Raw genomic sequence first — 15,413 nt, 5'->3', positions numbered from 1 at the left:
GTGACGCCGCACCTCCGCCCGGGCGACCTCCCGCGCCCGCTCCGGGTCGGTCGCCGGATCCACCCCCTCGGTCCGCAGCCGACGCCGCACGAAATCGGCGATGATCGACGCGGGCTGCTCCATCCCTGCATCCTCGCAACGATCACCTCCCGGCCCACGGAGTTATCCACACCCCATGCGCGGCCTCCGAAGCGGAGGCCGTCCAGCACCCGGTACCGTGCAGGCATGAAGCGGTTCACTGTCTCGTGCGGGCTCCTCGGCGTTCTCGTCCTGTCCGGCTGCACCGGGGGTGCCGATCTCCTGCAGTGCCAGAGCGTGGCCGCCGTCGACACGGAGCTCGAGGCCTTCTTCGCCCAGGACACGGTCGGCGGCACGCCGAGCCCGGAGCAGACCGAGCGGCTGAAGGAGCTCGCGAACGAGTACGCCGATCTGGACGTCGACGGCGAGGTGCAGCAAGCGGCGACGGCGGTGAGCGACGACCTCCGCGCGCTCTACGACTACCGTGTCGGCGTCCAGAACGGCGACGACGCGAACCCTGACCGCGAACAGATGCTCCGCCGGACCGCGATCGATACCTTCGTCGAGGAGCAGGCCGTGTGCATCGAGGGCTCCTCCTGACGCCGCCGTATCGAGCCGCCCACCCAAGTGTCAACCGGTACGTCCCCCGTCGTCGCGCTCCCTAGGCTGAGGAGCAGACCTGCGAGGAGACGACGTGCACCGCGCCACACCAGCCGCCCCCGAACCGACCCTGAGCGTGGTCATTCCGGTCAAGGACGACGCGACGGAGCTGCGGCGGTGTCTCCGCGCCCTCGCCCGGCAGACGCTCCCGCCCGGCGAGATCATCGTCGTGGACAACGCCTCGACCGATGATTCGGCCGCCGTGGCTGCCCAGCACGGTGCACGGGTCGTGCGGTGCGACACCCCGGGCATCCCCGCGGCGAGCGCGACCGGGTACGACGCGGCGACGGGCGACGTGATCCTGCGACTCGACGCGGACGGCGTCCCGGGGCCCCGATGGATCGAGACGATGGCGACTGCGTGCACACGCGATCCGCGGGTCGGCGCCTGGACAGGCGGCGCGCATTTCGTCGACGGCCCCCGGTTCCTGCGCCGGCCCCTCGCGGCGGCCTACCTGCTGACCTACGTCGTCGTGTGCGGCTCGGCCCTCGGCCACGCACCGCTGTTCGGGTCGAACCTCGCGCTCCGCCGCTCGACATGGCTCGCCGTCCGGGACCGCGTGCACCGCGACGACGCCGAGCTCCATGACGACCTCGACCTCGCCTTCCACGTCGGCGAGCGCCACCGCATCCGCTGGCTCGTGCAGACCGACATGGGCATCTCCATGCGTCCGTTCGGCAGCGGCCGCTCTTTCGCCCGCCGCTCCTGGGTCGGTGCCCGCACCGTCCTCGTCCATTGGCCGGAGGACTTCCCTCCCGTGCGCTGGGTGCGGCTCGCCCTCCGCCGGGTACTGCACCGCCTCGGCGTCCCCGCGCCCGGAGCCCGCCGATGACCGTCCCGCTCCTCGGAACACCGTCCGCCACCGAGCTGCACGTCATGACCCTCAACATCCGCCGCGACCTCGGTGCCCTCGCCTGGCCGCGCGCCGACCGCTGGAAGATCCGACGCCCCCGGCTCACCGCGCTCCTGCGCACCGAGAGGCCGGACGTCCTCGGTGTGCAGGAGGCCGTTCCCGCGCAGGCTGCCGCCGTCTCCGCCGCGCTCGGCCCGTCGTTCCGCCGCGTCGGCCACGGTCGCCTCCCCGGACCCCGCGGCGAGGGCTGTCCCCTCTTCTACGACGCCGACCGGCTGGAGCTGCGCACCTGGCGACAGATCGCGCTCTCCCGCACCCCCGATCGCTCCGGTTCCCGCTCCTGGCTGAGCGTCGCGCCGCGGGTGGCGGTGGAGGCGTCCTTCCGCGACCGCCGCACGGACGCTCCCGTCACCGTGCTCAACACCCACCTCGACGCCTTCTCGCCGTGGGCGCGACTCCGTCAAGCCCAGGCCGTGCACGACCTCGCCGCCGCCTCTGCGACACCCGTCATCCTCCTCGCCGACGTCAACGCCGCCGCGGGCTCGGCACCGTGGCGTGCCCTGGAAGCCGACGACGTCCTCCGCGATTCGTGGACGGCCGCCGTGTCCCGCCGCACCCCCGCCTGGAGCACGTTCTCCGGCTACCGATCGCCGCGCCGCGGACGCCGCATCGACGGCATCCTCACCTCCCCCGCGCTGCCCGCGCGCCGGGTGGGCATCGACGCCCGCCAGTATGGAGGGGGCTGGCCGTCGGATCACCTCCCCGTGCACGCCCTGATCGATCTCGCCCCCGCTGCCGCACCCGAGGAGCCCGCATGAAGGAGGACTTCCTCCGCCCGCCGCAGTCCGTGGCGGAGTACGGCGCCGACGCCGTCCGGGTGATCGGCATCCTCAGCGTCCTCGTCGCGGCGATCTGGTCGACCCCGACCGACGCCGGCATCCTCGCGCTCGCCCTTCCCGCCCTCATGCTCCCCCGCGTCCTCGGGATGCGCGGCGGCATCGACCTCGCGATCGGCCTGATCGTGCTCATCGCGGCGGCGAGCAACGTGTTCGACCTGTACCGCACGCTCCCCGGGTGGGACCTCGTCGTGCACTTCGTCTGCACCGGCGCCCTCGCCGCCACCGGTTACCTCGTGCTCTCGCGCCTCGGCATCGTCACCGCGCAAGAGTCACCCGCGTTCCGCCCCCGCATCCCGATCGTCCTCTGCACCGTGATCGGGCTCGCGGCCAGCGCCGTGTGGGAGATGATCGAGTGGGCCGGGCGCACCTTCGTCACTGACGAGATCTTCGTCACCTACGAGGACACGATCGGCGACATGGCGATGGGCGGCCTCGGTGCGCTCGCGGCGGGAGTCCTCGTCGCCGTCGTCCGACTGGAGCGTCATCGCCCTGCGTGACGGCGCGGAACTGCGGGACGATCCCCAGGGTCGAACAGCGCGCGGGTCAGTAGACTGAAGCCACCGCGCGGGAGTGGTGGAATTGGCAGACACGCAGGATTTAGGTTCCTGTGCCCCAGGGCGTGTGGGTTCAAGTCCCACCTTCCGCACGACGGGTGCTTCGGCGCCCGCATCGCTCCACCGCCGACACCTCACGACCGACGGGAATCCCGCCAGTGCTCGAAAGCATGCTGCACGCCCCCACCGCGCTCATCCCGTGGCTCGATCCGCAGACGATCATCGGGGCGGCGGGTCCGTGGGCGCTCCTCGTGGTCTGCTTCATCATCTTCGCCGAGACCGGTCTGCTGGTCGGCTTCCTCCTGCCCGGTGACACGCTGCTCATCATCGCGGGCCTGCTGACCCACACGAGCAACGTCTTCGGCGTGAACATCTGGGTCGTCTCCCTGCTCATCGCCCTCTCGGCGTTCATCGGGGGCGAGCTCGGCTACGTCATCGGGCACAAGGGCGGCCCCGCGGTGTTCGAACGCAAGGAATCGGGCCTGTTCAGCAAGAAGAACGTCGAGCGCACCAACGCGTTCTTCGAGCGCTTCGGCGGCCTCACCGTGATCCTCGCGCGCTTCGTGCCGATCGTGCGCACGTTCGCTCCGGTCGCGGCCGGCGTGGGCCACATGCCGTGGCGGCGCTACTCGCTCTACAACTTCATCGGAGCGATGATCTGGGGCTTCGGGCTCACGATGGTCGGCTACCTCATCGCCTACATCCCGTGGATCCGGCACCTCGTCGTCGAGTACATCGACATCATCCTGCTCATCGCCGTCGGCGGTACGGCGATCGTCACCCTGTGGCACTACCTCACCGAGCGCCACAAGGCGAAGAAGGCCGCGGCCGCAGGCGAAGACGTCGTGACCGACCACGAGGAGGCGGAGGAACTCGTCCTCGACGCCGACGTGTTCGACCGGGCCCCCGACCTCGACGGCGACGGCAAGCACTGATCCCGTCGCGGGTCAGCCCGCGTTCTTCGAGCGCTTCTCCTTGGAGCGGGCCACGCTCGCGCGCAGCGCCTCCATCAGGTCGATGACCTCGCCGCCGTCCGCCGCCTTCTCGCCGTCGCCGCCGAACGTCTCGGCCACATCGAACGTCTCCCCGGCCTCGATCTTCGCGTCGATGAGGGTGCGCAGCTCCTTCTGGTACTCGTCGACGAACTCCTCGGGATCGAAGTCGGCCGAATAGCTGTCCACGAGGGAGGACGACAGCTCCAGCTCCTTCTTCGAGATCCGCACGTCCTCGTCGAGAGACGGGAACTCCGCCTCCCGGACCTCGTCCGACCACAGGAGCGTCTGGAGCACGAGCACCTTGCCCCGCACGCGCAGGGCGGCGAGGCGCGTCTTCTGGCGCAGCGTGAACCGCACGATCGCTGTTCGGTCGGTCTGCTCCAGGGTCTTGCGCAGCAGCACGTACGCCTTGGGCGACTTCGAGTCGGGCTCCAGGTAGTACGGCTTGTCGAGGGTGAGCGGATCGACCTGTTCCGAGGGCACGAACTCCACCACGTCGATCTCGCGGCTCTTCTCCGCCGGCAGCGCGGCGAGGTCGTCCTTGGTGAGCACAACCGTCTGCCCGTCGTCGACGTAGGCGCGGTCGATGTCGGAGTAGGCGACCGTCTCGCCGCACACCTCACACGTCCGCTGGTAGCGGATGCGGCCACCGTCCTTGTCGTGCACCTGATGCAGCGGCACGTCGTGGTCCTCGGTCGCGGAGTACACCTTGACCGGCACGTTCACCAGCCCGAACGTCAGGGCGCCCTTCCAGATCGTCCTCATCACACCAGTAGACACCAGCCCCACCCGTCACGACCACCCCTTGACTACGCTGGCTCCATGGTGGGAGAGGCGCAGGTCGTACAGGTCGACGGCCGACGACTGCGCGTGACCAACCTCGACAAGGTCGTCTATCCGGAGACGGGCACGACCAAGGGCGAGGTCATCGCCTACTACACCGCCATCGCACCCCTGCTCCTCCCGCTCCTCGACGGCCGCCCGGTCACCCGCAAGCGCTGGGTCGAGGGCGTCGGCACCGCCGCGGCTCCCGAAGACTCGTTCTTCACGAAGCAGCTCGAGCCCGGGGCTCCGGACTGGATCCCGCGGCAGGACATCCAGCACTCCGACGGCCCCAAGGCGTATCCGCTGGTGGAGGACGTGCCCACATTGGTCTGGCTCGCGCAGGTCGCGGCGATCGAGCTGCACGTGCCGCAATGGCGGTTCACCCCGGAGGGTCTGCCCGGTCGCCCCGACCGTCTCGTGCTCGACCTGGACCCCGGACCCGGCGCCGACCTGGCGCAGTGCGCCGAGGTCGCCCGGATCGCCAGGACGCTCCTCACCGGCATGGGCCTCGACCCCCTGCCCGTGACGAGCGGCAGCAAAGGCATCCACCTCTACGCGTCCCTGCCCGGCGAGCAGACCAGCGCCGAGGTCTCCGCCGTGGTCAAAGAACTGGCCCGCATCATCGAGAACGACCACCCGGACCTCGCGACGAGCGTCATGTCCAAGGCCGTGCGCGGGGGCAAGGTGTTCCTCGACTGGAGCCAGAACAACGGCAAGAAGACGACGATCTCCCCGTACTCTCTGCGCGGGCGCGCGCGCCCCGGCGTCGCGGCGCCGCGCACGTGGGAGGAGCTCGACGACCCTGGACTCGCCCACCTCGAACTGGACGACGTGCTCGCACGCGCGGCTGCGGGATTCGACCCCCTCTCGTCGCTCCGCCCCGACGCTCCGGCACTGCCCTCGAACGCGCCCGCCTCGACCCCGGCTCCCGCGATCCGGGCGGCGGCCCCCGCCCCCACCCGCCGCGGACGGCCCCTCGCCGCGCCCGCGCCGTCACCCGCCGGGGCCACCCTCCCCTCCCTGGCCCCGATGCTCGCCGAGAACGGCACCCCCGCGATCGCTCGAAACCTCAGCACCCCGTCCTGGGTGGAGGTGAAGTGGGACGGCATCCGTGCGATCGGCACCTGGCGCGACGGGCACATGTCGCTGCACGCCCGTCGCGGCACCGACATCACCGCCCGCTACCCCGAGCTGACGGCCGACGGCGCCCCGTTCCTCCCGGTCGATGAGGCGATCGTCGACGGGGAGATCGTCGCCTTCGACAGCGCCGCCCGGCCGAGCTTCTCCCTGCTGCAGAACCGCATGCACCTCACCCGGCCCCGGGAGATCGAGCGCGAGGTGGTGCGCACACCCGTCGTGTACATGCTGTTCGACCTGCTCCGCCTCGACGGCCATGACCTCACCGGGATGCCGCTCCGCGAGCGCCGCACGCTCCTGGGCGACATCGTGGCGGGAGTCGACGCGCCCATCCAGGTCCCACCCGTCTTCGACGACGTGGACGCGGCGCTGGCCGCGAGCGAGGAGTTCGGTCTGGAAGGCGTCGTCGTGAAGGATCCGGCGTCGCGGTACCGCGCCGGCCAGCGCTCGCCCTCCTGGCTCAAGCTCAAGAACACCCGCATGCAGGAGGCGGTGATCGTCGGCATCCGCCCGGGAAAGGGCGAGCGGGAGGGCACTCTCGGCTCTCTCCTCCTCGCGGTCCCGGAGCGCGGCGACCTCCGCTACATCGGCCGCGTGGGCACCGGATTCACCGACCGGATCCTTCGCGATCTCCTCGCGCGCCTGGAGCCGCTGCGCGTGCCGCGGGCACCGCTCGACGGCGTGCCCCGACCGGATGCCTCCGACGCCCTGTGGGTGCGACCCGAGCTCGTGGGCGAGGTGGAGTTCGCGAACTGGACGCCGGACGGCATCCTCCGGCACGCGCGTTGGCGAGGTCTGCGCCCGGACAAGACCGTCGACGAGATCACCGTCGAGGCGTGAGCGGCACGCCGCTCAGGCGTGGTGCGGTTCGCAGTCGCTCTGCTCGGCCGGCTCGATCTGGAACGTGGAGTGCGCGACGTCGAAGTGATCCGCGAGGCACGCCTGCATCTCCGACAACAGGGCCGCCGAGCGGCCGTCCGCCAGCAGGTCCGGTCGCACGCTGACGTGCGCGGTGAAGACGGGCGCACCGCGGGTGAGCTGCCACACGTGAACGTCGTGGACCCCGACGACGCCGTCGTAGCCGAGCAGGTGGGTTCGGATCTCGCCGACGGCCATGCCCTTCGGGGCCGACTCGGCGAGCACGGAGAACACCTCCTTGAGCAGCACGAACGCCCTCGGGATGATCATCGCCGCGATGAACAGCGAGGCGAGCGCGTCGGCCGGCATCCAGCCCGTCACGAGGATCACGCCCGCCGCGATGATGACCATGAGCGAGCCGAGCAGGTCGCCCATCACCTCGAGGTAGGCGCCCCGCACGTTCAGGTTCGTGCGCTGGGCCCGGCTGAGCAGCCACATCGACACCGCGTTGGCGACGAGGCCGACGACCGCGACGACGAGCATGAGCCCGCCGGCGACCTCGACCTCGGCCGGGTTCAGCAGCCGCTGCACCCCCTGCACGGCGACGACGGTGGCGAGGGCGATGAGGATGACCGCGTTGATGAGCGCGCCGAACACCTCGGCCCGCTGGTAGCCGAACGTCCGGCGGTCGTCCGCAGGACGCGCCGCCACGGTCGCGGCGATGAGGGCGATCACGAGCGCCGAGGCGTCCGTGAACATGTGCGCGGCGTCCGCGAGCAGCGCGAGCGAGCCCGTGAGGAGGGCTCCGACGACCTGCACGATCATCACGGTCGCCGTGAGGGTCAGCGAGATCGCGAGCAGGCGACGGCTGCTCGCCGAACGGAGACCGCCGGGCGCGGGCGCGTGATCGTGCATGCCCCCAGGCTAGCCCGGCATCGGGTGCGGAGAGGCCGTTTCCGCCTAGTCGGGAACAGTAACGATTCTCACCGTCAGCAGGGGTTCTTCTGCGGGATTCTCAGAGCGCGGCGAGCAGCGGCACGAGCGCCGTGAAGGCGCGGGCGCGATGCGACTGCGACTGCTTCTCCTCCGCCGTGAACTCTCCCACGGTGCGCTCCGCGCCGTCGGGCTGGCCGTCCGGGATGAAGATCGGGTCGTAGCCGAAACCGCCGCCCCCGGAGGCGTCGTGGGCGAGGCGTCCGGGCCAGATCCCTTCGACGACGTGCTCGCGACCGTCCGGGAGGACGAGGGCGATGGTCGAGGTGAAGTGCGCCGAGCGATGCGGGTCGGCGACGTCGCGCAGCTGGTCGAGCAGCAGCTCCAGGTTCGCCGTGGCGTCCTTCTTCTGTCCTGCCCAGTACGCCGAGAACACCCCGGGCGACCCGCCGAGCACGTCCACGCAGATGCCGGAGTCGTCGGCGAGCGCCGCGAGGCCGGTGTGCGCGGCGGCCGCTCGCGCCTTGAGGAGGGCGTTCTCCGCGAACGTCACCCCGTCCTCGACCGGCTCGGGACCGTCGTAGCCGACGACCTCCAGGTCGGGCCGCGTCTGCTGCACGATCTGCTGGAACTCCGCCACCTTGTGCGGGTTGTGGGTCGCGAGGACGACGCGCATGCTCAGGCTCCCGCCAGAGCGGCGAGCTGCCGGTCCTTCAGCTCCGCGCAGCCGGCGACCCCGAGGTCGAGGAGCGCGTCGAGCTCGCGCTTGTCGAACGGCGCCCCCTCGGCGGTTCCCTGCACCTCGACGAACAGGCCGCGGCCGGTCACGACGACGTTCATGTCGGTCTCGGCACGCACGTCCTCGACGTAGGCGAGGTCGAGCATCGGCTCCCCGTCGACGATGCCGACCGACACCGCGGAGACCGAGTCGAGCAGCGGCGTCGAGTTCTTGCCGATGAACTTCTTGTCCCGGCCCCATTCGATCGCGTCCGCCAGGGCGACGTAGGCGCCGGTGATCGCCGCCGTGCGAGTGCCGCCGTCGGCCTGGAGCACGTCGCAGTCGATGACGATGGTGTTCTCGCCCAGCGCCTTGGTGTCGACGACGGCGCGGAGAGCGCGACCGATGAGGCGGGAGATCTCGTGCGTGCGGCCGCCGATGCGCCCCTTCACGCTCTCCCGGTCGTTGCGGCTGTTCGTCGCGCGCGGGAGCATCGCGTACTCGGCCGTGACCCAGCCCTTGCCCTTGCCGGTGAGCCACCGAGGCACACCGTTCGTGAACGAGGCGGTGCACAGCACCTTCGTCCCGCCGAAGCTGATGAGAGCCGAGCCCTCGGCCTGCGCGCTCCAGCCGCGCTCGATGGTGATCTCGCGGAGCTGCGAGGTGGAACGGCCGTCGGCGCGGACGATGTCGGTCATGTGCTTCTCTCGGTCGGGGATGGAGGGACGGGCTCAGCGCGCGTCGAGGGCAGAATCGGGAAGCGTGATGACGCCGGTCTGGACGAGCTGCACGTCGCGCACCTCACGGCCCATGAGCCGGTTCGCGAGCGCCGTGAAGTCGTCGGCGGAGTCGCCCGTGGCCTCGTAGACGTACGTCGCGGTGGCGTCGGGCGGTGCCAGCAGATCGCCGCGCACGAGCTGGCGGTACACGTCACCCGCGGTCTCGTCGTCGCTGGAGACCAGGGTCACGCCCTCCCCCATGACGTAGCTGATGGCACCACGGAGGAACGGGTAGTGCGTGCAGCCGAGGACGAGCGTGTCCACGTCGGCCTCCCGCAGCGGCGCGAGGTACTCCTCGGCCACGGCGAGCACCTCGGGGGTCCCGGTCACCCCGCCCTCGACGAACTCGACGAAACGGGGGCAGGCCGCCGTGAACACCTGCAGGCGCTCGTTCACCTCGAGCATGTCCTGGTACGCCCGCGAGCCGATGGTGCCGACGGTGCCGATCACGCCGACGCGACCGTTCCGCGTCGTCGAGACCGCACGCCGGACGGCCGGACCGATCACCTCGACCACCGGGACGTCGTAGCGCTCGCGCGCATCGCGCAGCATGGCCGCGGAGGCGGTGTTGCAGGCGATCACGAGCATCTTCACGCCCTGGTCCACGAGCGTGTCGAGCACTTCGAGCGCGTAGCGGCGTACGTCGGCGATGGGCTTGGGGCCATACGGCGAGTGGGCGGTGTCGCCGATGTAGACGAACGATTCGCGGGGCAGCTGGGCCCGGATGGCCCTGGCCACCGTGAGCCCGCCGACACCGGAGTCGAAGATCCCGATGGGCGCGTCGTTCATGACTCCCCAGCCTACCCGCGTGCGCGGCGCCGCGTGCATCCTGGCCTCACTAAGCTGAGCGCATGACCACGTCGACGGCGCTGCTCACCGACCGTTACGAGCTCACGATGCTCGCCGCCTCGCTCCGGGACGGCACCGCGTCCCGCCCGAGCGTCTTCGAGCTCTTCTCCCGGCGTCTCTCCGGCGGACGTCGCTTCGGCGTCGTGGCCGGCACCGGGCGACTGCTCGGGCTGCTGCGCGATTTCCGCTTCGGTGACGACGAGCTGCGCTTCCTCCGCGACGAACACGTCGTCGATGCCGAGACCCTCGCCTCCCTCGAGCGCTACCGCTTCACCGGGACCATCCGCGGCTACCGCGAGGGCGAGCTCTACTTCCCCGGGTCGCCCATCCTCACGGTCGAGGGTTCGTTCGCGGACGCGGTGGTCCTGGAGACCCTGGCGCTGAGCGTGCTCAACCACGACTCCGCCGTCGCGACGGCCGCCGCGCGCATGAGCATCGCCGCCGGAGAGCGGCCGCTCGCCGAGATGGGCTCGCGCCGCGCGGCGGAGCGCTCGGCGGTCGCTGCCGCGCGGGCCGCCTACATCGCCGGCTTCGGCGCCACGAGCAACCTCGAGGCCGGTCGCTCCTGGGGCATCCCGACCATGGGCACCGCCGCCCACTCGTGGACCCTGCTGCACGACAGCGAGGAGGACGCCTTCCGCGCGCAGGTCGAGAGCATGGGCGTGGACACCACCCTCCTCGTGGACACCTATGACATCCGCACCGGCGTCGAGACCGCGATCCGGGTGGCCGGGACCGGGCTGGGCGGCGTCCGCATCGACTCCGGCGACCTCCCGATCGTCGCCGCGGAGGTGCGCGCACAGCTCGACGAGCTCGGCGCCACCGAGACCCGCATCACGGTCACGAGCGATCTCGACGAGTACGCGATCGCCGCTCTCGCCGCGTCGCCCGTGGACGCGTACGGCGTGGGCACGTCCGTCGTGACGGGTTCCGGCTATCCCACCGCGAGCATGGTCTACAAGCTCGTGGCCCGGCAGGATGCCGACGGCTCGTGGATCGGGGTCGCCAAGGCGTCCGCCGACAAGGCCTCGTTCGGCGGCCGCAAGGCGGCGTTCCGCACGCTCAGCGACGGAGTCGCCGCGGCGGAGACGGTCGTCGTCTCCGACGGGTTCGAAGCGCTGGACACTCCTGCCGAGCACCCGGACGGGCGCCCGCTCCAGGTGACCCTCGTCGACGGCGGGGAGATCGACAGCGCCTTCGAGGGTGCTGCGGGGACCGCCGCCGCCCGCGCGCACCACCTGCGCGTCCGCGAAGAGCTGCCGGTGCGCGCGCTCGCGCTCAGCAAGTCCGACCCCGCGATCCCGACGGTCTACGTCGAGGCCGACTGACCGGGGTCAGCGGACCATCGACTCGTAGATCTCCTTGCACGTCGGGCAGATCGGGAACTTCTCGGGGTCGCGGCCCGGCGTCCACTTCTTGCCGCAGAGGGCGCGGACGGGCTTGCCCGTGATCGCCGACTCGAGGATCTTGTCCTTCTTCACGTAGTGCGAAAAGCGCTCGTGGTCGCCCGGTTCGATGTTCTCCTCGCGGAGGAGTTCTTCCAGTTCGCGATCAAGCGTTGCCACGCCGCCCTGATCGGGGCTGTCCAGCGGAGTACTCATCCCGCGATTCTAGCCGCGTCTCCCCCTCGGCGGGGCGGTCTCACGCGGTCTCGACGAACTCCATCAGACGTTCGCCACTGCGCTCGAAGATGCGACCACCGAGCACGGCTCCCCCGAGGAACACCGCGATGCCGGTGAGGATGCCGACCCAGAAGGCGGCGGGCGCGTAGCCGGAATCGGCGACGATGCTCGCCGCGAACAGCCACATCGTCGGCACACTCAGCACGATCGCGCCGAGGAACGCCGCCGCGGGGCCGTACACGCCGCGGGACGTCGGCCGCTGCGGCTGCTGGAACGGGCTGTCCCCCGGGCGGGAGACCGCATAGGGCGCGACCACGGACACCACGCTGGAGATCCCGAGGGCGCTGAACAGCAGGCTCGCTCCGAGACCGACGAGCGGCAGGAGCAGGCTCCACCGACCGGCGAGGAGCAGCGAGAGCGGCACCGCGATCGCCAGCACGGGGACGGCGACGAGCAGCACCGGCACGAGGCGCCCGAGACGGTCGGGAAGACCGCGGACGCCGCTCGCGACGTGGGTCCACAGGGCCGTGGAATCGTAGGCGACGTCGTTGTGGGGCAGCCAGCCGAAGAACAGGGCCATGACGGGCACGGGCACGAGGGCGGCGATCTCGACCGGCACACCCGCGACGATGAGGGGGAACACGGTGAGCACGCCCGCCACCGGCACCACGATGATGTTCATGATGTACCGGCGGTCGCGCAGCCAGTACACGAGGCTCCGCGCCGCGATGGCGCCGAAGGCGTTCGAGGGCAGGAGACCGAACCAGCCGAGTCCGCTCCGTTCCCGTGCCGCCACCGGACGCTCGGTCGTGGTGAGCAGTCGACGCACGAACCAGGTCCAGGCGAGCCACAGCAGCGCCAGGGTGACGACGGCCACCAGGCCGCTGACCCAGGCCGCGGCCGTCTCCCCTTCTGCCGCCGCGAACATCGCCGCCGGCGAGGCGGCGAGCGGGGTGAAGCCGATCACGGAGGTCAGGGTCGCCAGCGATGCCGGCACCTCGCCGTCCCAGCGGAGGGAGCCGAGGAACACGGCGACGGGGAACGCGATGACGATCAGGGCAAGGGCGAACAACGCGGTCAGCTCCCGGGAGCGGCGCTCCGGAAGCAGGAGCGCGTTGAGCGCCATCCCGACCCGCGAGAGGAGGATGGTCGACAGCAGCCCCATCAGCGCCAGGAGGATGGCCGGGAACCACGGCGCACCGGCCCCGATCGCGACGACGGTCACGCTGATGTAGACCGCGAGGAGCGCGAGGCTCGGGACGCTGACGAGCGACGCGACCGCGAGCACCCAGGGCATCTTCCGCTCGTCGACGCCGAACACCGCGAAGCGCCGCGGATCGAGCTGGTCGACGGCCCCCACGAGCAGCGGCCCCACGAGGAAGCCGAGAAGGACGGCCGCCCCGCCGAGCACGGTCACCGCCTTGGATACCGGGACCGGGGCGCCGCCGAGGCTGAACACCGCCACGCACACCACCACGGTGACCGCGATCACCGCGCCGAAGGAGAGCAGGGTGCGCACCCGGTGTTCCCCGCGCAGGGCGCCCAGGAGGAGCGCGAACCTCAGTCGGAGAACGTGTGCAGCCACTCGAGCCCCTCCACCTCGCCGCTGGAGCCCGCGAGCTCCACGAATCGGGACTCGAGCGTCTGGCCTGCGCGCACCTCGTCGATCGTGCCCTCGGCGAGCACCTCGCCGTTCACGATGATCGCCACCCGGGAGCACACGCGCTCCACGAGGTCCATGCCGTGGCTCGACAGGATCACCGTGCCACCGTGCGACACGTACGCCCGCAGGATGTCGAGGATCACGGCGGACGACACGGGGTCGACGGACTCGAACGGCTCGTCGAGGACGAGCACGCGGGGCGAGTGGATCATCGCGCCCGCGAGCATGATCTTCTTCGTCATGCCGGCCGAGTAGTCGGACACCACCCGGTTCAGGGCGTCGCCGAGGTCGAAGGCCCTGGCGAGGTCGCCGGTGCGCTTCTCGATGACGTCGGCGGCGAGCCCACGGAGCAGTCCGTAGTAGTAGAGCAGTTGACGCCCGGTGAGGCGGTCGAACGTGCGCAGCCGGTCGGGCAGCACGCCCATCACGCGCTTCGCGGCGAGCGGGTCGGTCGCCTGGTCGATGCCGCAGATGAGGACGCTGCCCTCGTCGGCGCGCAGGAGGCCGGCGACGATCGACAGGGTCGTCGTCTTGCCGGCGCCGTTCGGCCCCACGATGCCGTAGAAGGAGGCCGCGGGCACGGTGAGGTCGATGCCGTCGACCGCGCGGTTCTCGCCGAACTGCTTCACGAGGCCGCGGATGCGGATGGCCTCGGTGCCGGGCTCCGCCGCCGCGTCGTCAGCGGTCTCTGCCGGTGGCTCCTCGGCGATCACCGGGTCGACCACCTCGACGATCTCGACCTCCGCGACGCGGCCGTCTTCCGGTGCAGGCTCCGTCGTCACCGGCAGAGCGGTGTCGGACACCTCGACGGCGGGCTCCGTGGCACGGTCCTCGATGACCGCGGGGTCCTCGACGAGCGTCGCAGGTTCGGCGGTTCCGTCGTCCGACGCCGCCGCCTCGGTGGAGGCGGTTTCGGTGTCGATGGCCTCTGCGGACGCGGTCGGCGACGACACGGCGCTGGAGTCCTCCGGCTGCGTCTCCGCAGCGGCCTCGGCTTCCGCGACCTGTGCTTCCGCGGCCTGTGCTTCCGCCGCCTCTGCTTCCGCCGCCTCTGCTTCCGCGGCTTTCGCGGCAGCCGCCTTGGCCGCGGCCGCCTTCGCCGCAGCGGTCTTGGCGGCGGTGGTCTTGGCCGTCGTCTTGGCCGCCGATGCCTTCGCGGCGGCCGTCTTCGCCGCCGCGGCCTTGGCCGCAGCCGTCTTGGCGGCCGTCGTCCTGGCGGCAGCCGTACTCGGCTTCGTGGTCGTCGCGGACGGACGCTTCGAGCCGGTGGTGCGCGCCGCGGTGTTCTTCATCGCGGCCGTTCGGGCTGCGGAGGCCGTGCGCGCAGCGGCGGGATCCACGCTCGCTGCGGGCGTGGGCTCCACCACGACCTCGGACGAGGGGGCCGCCTTCTCGGCCGCAGCCTTGGTCGGCGCGGGCCGCGTGGCGGCCGTCTTCTTCGCCGCGGAAGCCTTCGCCGCGGGTGCCTTCGACGCCGCGGAGGACTTCGCCGCGGACGACTTCGTCGTGGAGGACTTCGTCGTGGTGGTCTTCGCCGAAGCGGGCTTCGCACCCGCGGTCTTGCCCGCGGTCGACGTCGCACCGGTGGTCTTCGTCGCAGGCGACTTCGCGCTCGTGGTCTTCGCAGCCGGGGACTTCGCCGCCGTGGCCTTCGCAGCGGTGGACGTCGAGGCCGCGGTCTTCGAGGTCGTCGTCTTCGCGCTCGTGGTCTTCGCCGCCGTGGACTTCGCCGTGGAGGTCTTCGCTGCGGTCTTCTTCTTCGTCGGCGACGCGTCCGCGGCGGACGTGCCCGCGGTCGAGGTCGCGGCCGCCTTCTTCGCGGCGGCAGAGGACGAGGCAGGCCTCTTGGCGGCCGGCTTCCGAACGGGCGCGGAGGCCTCGGCCGGAGTCTCGGCTCCCTCTGCCTGGGGGGTGGGGTCATCAGGGGAGGAAGTCACCGTCCTACGGTATCAACGGGCGGCTGAGAGCCAAGGCCCCACGCCCGATTCCGCCGCCCGAACCCCTTCTCCGCGGGTTTCGCAAGGGGGTTGTCGTCCCTGTGCGTTGCGTG

At 71.2% G+C, this 15,413-nt stretch carries 15 protein-coding genes and 1 tRNA gene; 8 read left to right on the top strand and 8 right to left on the bottom strand.

Features of this window, described 5'->3' with window-relative positions:
- Positions 1-225 precede the first annotated feature (225 nt).
- From CJ226_RS10235 to CJ226_RS10210, 6 genes are all read left to right on the top strand, one after another.
- Positions 226-618 (top strand): hypothetical protein, encoded by a 393-nt coding sequence (locus CJ226_RS10235; RefSeq protein ID WP_102209090.1) that lies wholly within the window; start codon positions 226-228, stop codon positions 616-618.
- Positions 619-712: 94 nt separating this feature from the next.
- Positions 713-1,510, top strand: coding sequence for a glycosyltransferase family 2 protein (locus tag CJ226_RS10230; protein WP_102209089.1), 798 nt, complete (start codon positions 713-715; stop codon positions 1,508-1,510).
- Positions 1,507-2,349 carry an endonuclease/exonuclease/phosphatase family protein gene (locus CJ226_RS10225; protein WP_102209088.1) on the top strand — a complete coding sequence of 281 codons (843 nt, stop codon included), beginning with the start codon at positions 1,507-1,509 and terminating at the stop codon, positions 2,347-2,349. Before CJ226_RS10230 ends, CJ226_RS10225 begins: the two co-directional genes overlap by 4 nt.
- Positions 2,346-2,927: a hypothetical protein gene (locus tag CJ226_RS10220; protein ID WP_102209087.1), complete on the top strand. Its 582-nt coding sequence runs from the start codon at positions 2,346-2,348 to the stop codon at positions 2,925-2,927. Before CJ226_RS10225 ends, CJ226_RS10220 begins: the two co-directional genes overlap by 4 nt.
- A gap of 67 nt (positions 2,928-2,994) precedes the next feature.
- A tRNA-Leu gene (locus CJ226_RS10215) sits at positions 2,995-3,076 on the top strand.
- Positions 3,077-3,154: 78 nt separating this feature from the next.
- Complete coding sequence (locus CJ226_RS10210) at positions 3,155-3,919, top strand: DedA family protein (RefSeq protein ID WP_102209086.1); 765 nt, start codon at positions 3,155-3,157, stop codon at positions 3,917-3,919.
- Between the two features lie 12 nt (positions 3,920-3,931).
- Here the strand turns inward: CJ226_RS10210 and CJ226_RS10205 are convergent, their stop codons facing one another.
- Positions 3,932-4,744, bottom strand: a complete 813-nt coding sequence (locus tag CJ226_RS10205) for a Ku protein (protein ID WP_025105313.1) — start codon at positions 4,742-4,744, stop codon at positions 3,932-3,934.
- Positions 4,745-4,801: 57 nt separating this feature from the next.
- Between CJ226_RS10205 and ligD the strand changes: the two genes are divergently transcribed.
- Positions 4,802-6,781, top strand: a complete 1,980-nt coding sequence (gene ligD, locus CJ226_RS10200; protein WP_102209085.1) for a non-homologous end-joining DNA ligase — start codon at positions 4,802-4,804, stop codon at positions 6,779-6,781.
- A 12-nt stretch (positions 6,782-6,793) separates the two neighbouring features.
- Here ligD and CJ226_RS10195 read toward each other — a convergent pair whose 3' ends face one another.
- The 4 genes from CJ226_RS10195 to murI all read right to left on the bottom strand — a co-directional run bounded on the left by CJ226_RS10195 (position 6,794) and on the right by murI (position 10,018).
- Positions 6,794-7,714: a cation diffusion facilitator family transporter gene (locus CJ226_RS10195; protein ID WP_062636599.1), complete on the bottom strand. Its 921-nt coding sequence runs from the start codon at positions 7,712-7,714 to the stop codon at positions 6,794-6,796.
- 100 nt (positions 7,715-7,814) lie between these two features.
- Entirely contained in the window at positions 7,815-8,408 is a 594-nt protein-coding gene (gene rdgB / locus CJ226_RS10190) for an RdgB/HAM1 family non-canonical purine NTP pyrophosphatase (RefSeq protein WP_062636597.1), read from the bottom strand.
- Between the two features lie 2 nt (positions 8,409-8,410).
- On the bottom strand, positions 8,411-9,148 hold the full coding sequence (gene rph, locus CJ226_RS10185; protein WP_025105317.1) for a ribonuclease PH: 738 nt from the start codon (positions 9,146-9,148) through the stop codon (positions 8,411-8,413).
- A 33-nt stretch (positions 9,149-9,181) separates the two neighbouring features.
- Positions 9,182-10,018, bottom strand: a complete 837-nt coding sequence (gene murI, locus CJ226_RS10180; protein WP_102209084.1) for a glutamate racemase — start codon at positions 10,016-10,018, stop codon at positions 9,182-9,184.
- Positions 10,019-10,080: 62 nt separating this feature from the next.
- On the opposite strand from murI, the gene CJ226_RS10175 reads away from it, so the two are divergent.
- A complete protein-coding gene (locus tag CJ226_RS10175) occupies positions 10,081-11,406 on the top strand; it encodes a nicotinate phosphoribosyltransferase (RefSeq protein WP_025105319.1) in 1,326 nt (441 codons plus the stop codon).
- Between the two features lie 6 nt (positions 11,407-11,412).
- Here CJ226_RS10175 and CJ226_RS10170 read toward each other — a convergent pair whose 3' ends face one another.
- The 3 genes from CJ226_RS10170 to CJ226_RS18600 are packed head-to-tail and all read right to left on the bottom strand — an operon-like array spanning position 11,413 to position 15,300.
- The gene (locus CJ226_RS10170; RefSeq protein ID WP_025105320.1) at positions 11,413-11,679 is read right to left on the bottom strand and encodes a DUF3039 domain-containing protein; all 267 of its coding nucleotides are present in this window, start codon (positions 11,677-11,679) and stop codon (positions 11,413-11,415) included.
- A gap of 40 nt (positions 11,680-11,719) precedes the next feature.
- The gene (locus CJ226_RS10165) at positions 11,720-13,285 is read right to left on the bottom strand and encodes a hypothetical protein (RefSeq protein WP_062636591.1); all 1,566 of its coding nucleotides are present in this window, start codon (positions 13,283-13,285) and stop codon (positions 11,720-11,722) included.
- A complete protein-coding gene (locus CJ226_RS18600; protein ID WP_308409683.1) occupies positions 13,261-15,300 on the bottom strand; it encodes an ABC transporter ATP-binding protein in 2,040 nt (679 codons plus the stop codon). Before CJ226_RS18600 ends, CJ226_RS10165 begins: the two co-directional genes overlap by 25 nt.
- Positions 15,301-15,413: the final 113 nt, after the last annotated feature.

Source organism: Microbacterium sp. UMB0228 (assembly GCF_002871415.1).
Taxonomy (GTDB): domain Bacteria; phylum Actinomycetota; class Actinomycetes; order Actinomycetales; family Microbacteriaceae; genus Microbacterium.
The sequence above is the reverse complement of the archived record's forward strand: the minus strand, read 5'-3'. Positions and strand labels throughout refer to the sequence as shown.